1 protein-coding gene and 1 pseudogene are annotated in these 3,650 nt (G+C 71.2%); one reads left to right on the top strand and one right to left on the bottom strand.

Features of this window, described 5'->3' with window-relative positions:
* On the bottom strand, window positions 1-2,578 hold a 2,578-nt coding region (locus E3T25_RS09880), incomplete at its 3' end, for a chromosome segregation SMC family protein (protein WP_134373981.1).
* A 256-nt stretch (window positions 2,579-2,834) separates the two neighbouring features.
* Here E3T25_RS09880 and E3T25_RS17070 point away from each other — a divergent pair.
* Window positions 2,835-3,650 (top strand): annotated as a pseudogene (locus E3T25_RS17070) (transposase); the annotation flags it as partial.

Below are 3,650 nucleotides of genomic sequence, written 5' to 3'. Positions count from 1 at the left end.
CGGCTTCGCGCGCGGCCTCGAGGGCGGCGACGAGCGCGTCGCGAGGTCCGGTATCCGGCACCGGGCGCGGCCGGGCGCGCTGTTCGTCGCGCGCGGTGCGGGCCGTCTCGCTCGCGGCCTCGAGGGCGGCGACGGCCTCGGCCTGCAGCAGGAGGGCGGCGGAGAGCCGACTCAGTTCGGCGGTGGCCGCCTCGAGCTGCACGGTGGCCCGGTTGGTCTTCTCGGCCTGCACGGTCGTGCGGGACTCGAACGCCCGCACCCGGGCGGTGGCCGCCTGGGCCTGGGTCTTGCGGGCGGACAGCACGACGCGGACCTCGGCGAGGTCGGCGACGACCTGCTCGAGCCGGATGCGCACCGCAGCGAGCGAGTCGGCGGCCGCATCGCGGTCGGCGATGAGCTCGAGGCGGCTGCGCCGGGCCCCGGAACCACCGCACAGCACGGTGTCGCTGAATACGTCTCCGGCCCGGGTGATGACGGTGATCGGGAGGGCTGCGCGCCCGGCGGTCGCCACGCCAACGGTCTCCACGCCAACGGTCTCCACTTCCTCGGATCGGGGTCCGAATCGGTCTACGGCGGCTCGGGCGGCGTCGAGGTCGTCGACGATCACCGTACGCCGGAGCAGGCCGAGCACCCCGGGTGGCGCGTCGATCACCGATTCGGCCCAGAGCAGCCCGGGCTGCATGGTGAGGTCTGGCCGGGTGTCGGGTGCGAGGACATCCGTCGTGCCGGTACCCGACGTGCCAATACCTGACATGCCGGTATCCGCCGTGCCGTCACCGGGCGCGTCGGCGTCGATCGTGCCAGCCGTCGCATCGCCGGTCGCGTCTGCGGGCGGGGCGTCGGCCCTGGCGTCTTCGTCGATCGTGCCGGCCACGATAAGTTCGACCCGGCCGAGATCGTCGGCGCGGGCGCGCACGATGGCGTCGACGGCCGCGCTCCAGGTGTCGGCGAGCACGGCGTCGGCGAGGGAGCCGAGGGCGGCGGCGATGGCGGCCTCGTAGCCGGGCCGCACGCGCACATGCTCGGCCACCAGACCACGGATGCCCGCCGGGGCCGCAGCGAGCAGGGCCGCCGAGCCGTCCTTATGGTCCAGAGCGAGGGACAGTGCCCCCGCGCGGGCGGCGAGGGCGTCCCGTTCGCGTTCGCCGAGGTGCAATTCGTCGCGCAGGCGTTCGACCTCGACCTCCGCCTGGGCGACGGCAGACCGGGCCGCGGCGGCAGCCTCGGCCGGGTGGATCTCGCCGGCGTCGACGGCGGCCGCGTCGAGCGCCGCGGCGTCCGCGGCGAGTCCGGCGAGGTGTGCCTCAGCCGTGTCGACCCGGCCACGGGCGGCATTGAAGGCGTTCTGCTGCCGCAGCACTTCGCCGCGCACGGAGGCCAGGCGGCCCGCGGCGGTCTCGGCCTGCCCGGTCAGCTGGGAGAGGTGGAGGTCGTGCCGGGAGACCAGCACGGCCTGGGCGGCGATCTGTTCGTCGAGCGCGTCGAGCCGGCCCCGGGCCTCCTCGGTGGCCGCGCGGGCGGCAGCCCAGGTGGAGTCGGCCACGTCGATGCGGCTACGCAGCGCGTCGATCTCGGCGGCGGCATCCGTCAGCATCGCCGTGGTCACGCTGGGGCCGGCGTCCACGGACTCGGCCTGCGAGCCGAGCAGGGCCAGCCGCTGGTTGGCGAGGGTGTAGAGGCCGCGCAGGCGCTCCTGCACGGATTCCAGGCCGAAGTTCGTGCGCCGGGCCCGGTCGACGGCGTCGCCGATCTGCTCTTGCTCGAGTCGGCGCAGGCGCCGCTGCCGGGTCTCGAGCTGTTCGGTCAGCACGAGTCGTTCGGCGTGCCGCTCGCTCTCGGTGCGGCCGTGCGCGTCGAGCGCGATACGCAGCGTGACCACGTCGTCGGCGAGGAGCCGGGCCCGGGCGTCGCGGGCGACGGCGGCGATGATCTGCGCCTCGCGGGCGATGTCGGCCTGGCGTCCGAGCGGTTTGAGCTGCCGACGGATCTCCCCGGCAAGGTCGCTGAGCCGGGTGAGGTTGGCCTGCATGCCGTCGAGCTTGCGGAGGGTCTTCTCCTTGCGCCGACGGTGCTTGAGAATGCCGGCGGCCTCCTCGATGAACCCGCGGCGCTCCTCGGGGCTGGCGCGCAGCACGGCGTCGAGCTGCCCCTGCCCCACGATCACGTGCATCTCCCGGCCGAGGCCGGAGTCGCTGAGCAACTCCTGCACGTCGAGCAGGCGGCAGGTGCGCCCGTTGATCGCATACTCACTCGCACCGTTGCGAAAGAGGGTGCGGGAGATGGTGACCTCGGTGTAGTCGATCGGTAGCGCGCCATCCGTGTTGTCGATGGTCAGCGTCACGGCCGCCCGGCCGAGCGGGCCCTTGGTGGACGTGCCGGCGAAAATGACGTCTTCCATCTTGCCGCCGCGAAGGGTCTTCGCGCCCTGCTCGCCCATCACCCAGGCGAGTGCGTCGACGACGTTGGACTTGCCCGAGCCGTTGGGCCCGACCACGCAGGTGACGCCGGGTTCGAAGGCGAACGTGGTGGGGTGGGCGAAGGATTTGAAGCCTTTGAGCGTGAGGCTTTTCAGATACATGGTTTCGCCCCCTTTCGTCGCTGACTCGGGTCGCGGCTGCCCGGCGCGCCGCCCCCAGTAACGGTACCGGACACAGCCGCCACCGCCCGGTAGGCGCGGTCCCTGGCGGTAGGCGCGGTCCCTGACGAATTCGACGGAGATTTTGGCTCCCCTGCTGTATCCGTGGGTGTTTCGGAGCGCCTTAACGGCCGCACGCCGCTTCCTGTCTAGGTTTCTGACTGTCAAAGGAAAGAAACTTTATAGGCGGGAAAACGGCGTGCGGTCTTCAACAATATGGCGGACTTTGCTCGGTGTCGACAAGACAGTGGTCGAGGACGTTGATCTCGACCTCGTAGCGGGCGTTTTTGTTGCGTCGGTGCGACTGACCAGGTCGATGCGGAACCGATGCGGGAGCTGCCAGAAACGCTGCCCGCGCTACGACGAGGGGGCGGGGCGCCGCCGGTGGCGGGGATTGGATTTCGGCTCGACCCGGGTCTTTCTGGAGGCGGATGCCCCGCGGGTGTCGTGCCGGGAGCACGGTGTGATCGTGGCCGCAGTCCCGTGGGCCAGGCACCAGGCCGGCCACACGCATCACTTTGACTCTCAGGTCGCGTGGCTGGCCACGCAGACGTCTAAGGCCGCGGTCACCGTGTTGATGCGGATCGCGTAGCGGACGGTCGGGGCGATCATCACCCGGGTGTGGGCCGACACGGAAAAGCTCCATGATCCCTTCGCCGGGCTCACCCGGATCGGGATCGATGAGATCTCCTACAAGCGCGGCCGGAAGTTCTTGACTGTGGTCGTGGACCACGATTCAGGTCGTCTGGTCTGGGCTGCACCCGGCCAGGACAAGGCCACCCTGGCCACGTTCTTCGATGCGCTCGGCGCGGAACGATCCGCTCTGATCACGCATGTTTCCGCGGATGGGGCTGCGTGGACCCGTTCCACGTCGTGAAGTGGGCCACGGAAGCCCTCGACGAAGTCCGCAAGGCCGCCTGGACCGAGGCCCGCAAACAGGCCCGCCTAAACGAGTCCCGCACGGTTGGCCGGCCCGTGCACGACGCCCCGGCCCGGCCTCACAGCGAGCACGCGA

This window comes from Cryobacterium sandaracinum, assembly GCF_004403415.1.
In the GTDB taxonomy this organism is placed as follows: Bacteria; Actinomycetota; Actinomycetes; order Actinomycetales; family Microbacteriaceae; genus Cryobacterium; species Cryobacterium sandaracinum.
The sequence above is the reverse complement of the archived record's forward strand: the minus strand, read 5'-3'. Positions and strand labels throughout refer to the sequence as shown.